Annotated in this window: 1 protein-coding gene; it reads left to right on the forward strand. The window is 30.6% G+C overall.

Annotation, left to right across the window (positions count from 1 at the left end):
• Nucleotides 1-272 precede the first annotated feature (272 nt).
• On the forward strand, nucleotides 273-1,604 hold the full coding sequence (gene gcvPA, locus U9R42_14265; GenBank protein MEA3497188.1) for an aminomethyl-transferring glycine dehydrogenase subunit GcvPA: 1,332 nt from the start codon (nucleotides 273-275) through the stop codon (nucleotides 1,602-1,604).
• Nucleotides 1,605-1,631: the final 27 nt, after the last annotated feature.

Genomic DNA, 1,631 nt, shown 5'->3' on the forward strand with positions numbered 1-1,631 from the left:
AATAATTTAAATTGCTTAATTACATTTATTTCTGTTTTTGTAACTACTCTTTTCTTATTGCCTCTAAAATACGAAGGCACAAAGTTACACAAAGATTTATTTACTTGCCACTAAGACACAAAGACACTAAGTATCACAAAGATTTAATTTTTTGTGTTTCTTTATCAAAGCTTTTGTTTAAGGAAATTAAAAATTATTAACTTGCACCCAAAAATTAGACAGTTATTTGATAGTAAAATAGTGATTTTAATTAAAAAATTAAAAAATTAAAAATGGTTTATATTCCAAATACAGAAAAAGATAGAGCCGAGATGTTAGAAAGCATCGGTGTAAAAAATTTTGAAGAACTGATTTCAAATATACCTCCTTCATTAAGGGTAAAGGGAACTATGGATTTGCCTCCTGCACTTTCTGAGTTTGAGGTTACAAAGCATCTTAAAGAGATTAGCAAAAAGAATAAAAGCACAAGTGATAATGTTTGTTTTTTAGGCGGAGGAGCTTATGATCATATTATTCCTTCTTTGGTTGATAATGTTATTTCGCGTCCTGAATTTTATACTGCCTATACTCCTTATCAAGCTGAATTATCACAAGGAACTTTGCAGGCAATGTATGAGTATCAAAGTTGTGTGAGTTTGTTGTCAGGAATGGATATTACAAATTCATCAATGTATGATGGCGGAAGTGCTGTTGCGGAGGCTGTTACTATGGCAATGAGTGTTAGCCGAAAGAAAAAAATCCTTATTGCTGATACTTTAAATCCTGCATATCAGGAAGTTGTTCGCACTTACACTCAGGGAATCGATATAGAATTGATTTATATCAAAGAAAAAGAAGGTACTATTGATGTTGAAGATTTAAAATCAAAAGTAGGAGATGATGTAGCTGCTGTTGTTGTTCAGCACCCTAACTTTTTTGGTAATCTTGAAGAAGTTGATGAAATTAATAAAATTGTTAAAGAATATAAAAAGCTTCAATTTATTGTATCTTATTATCCCATAAGTGTTGGTTTGTTAAAATCACCAGCAGACTACGGAGCCGATATTGCTGTAGCAGAAGGTCAGTCTTTAGGAATTCCTTTAAGTTTTGGCGGACCTTATATAGGGTTGTTTTCCTCAACAAACAAAAATGTTAGAAAAATGCCGGGAAGAATGTCAGGGAAAACTCATGATTCTAAAGGAAAAGAAGGTTATGTTTTAACACTTCAAACAAGAGAACAGCACATTAAAAGAGAAAAAGCAAGTTCAAATATTTGTACAAATGAAGGACTTATGACCATTGCTGTATTAACTTATTTATCCTATCTTGGAAAAGAAGGAATTGCTGAGGTTGCAAAACAAACATTCAACAAGGCTCATTACCTTGCCGACAAAATTAATTCATTAGAGAATTTTAATTTAAAATACAATAAAGAATTTTTCAATGAGTTTGTAATTGAAACGAAAAAGGATATTTCTGAAGTGATAAAGAAACTTTCTGAAAATAATATTATTGGTGGATTGAATTTAAAAGACTTTGGCTCCGAAGGATTGATGATTGCAGTTACAGAAAAGAGAACAAGAGAAGAATTAGATGAATTTGTTGATGTTTTAAAGACAATTTAATTATTTAAAAATTAGCATTTTAATAAG

The sequence above is a fragment of the Bacteroidota bacterium genome (assembly GCA_034723125.1).
Taxonomy (GTDB): domain Bacteria; phylum Bacteroidota; class Bacteroidia; order CAILMK01; family JAAYUY01; genus JAYEOP01.

Bases quoted from the DNA above. Each gene is read 5' to 3' on its own strand.
- gcvPA (MEA3497188.1), top strand. From the start codon at position 273: ATGGTTTATATTCCAAATACAGAAAAAGATAGAGCCGAGATGTTAGAA.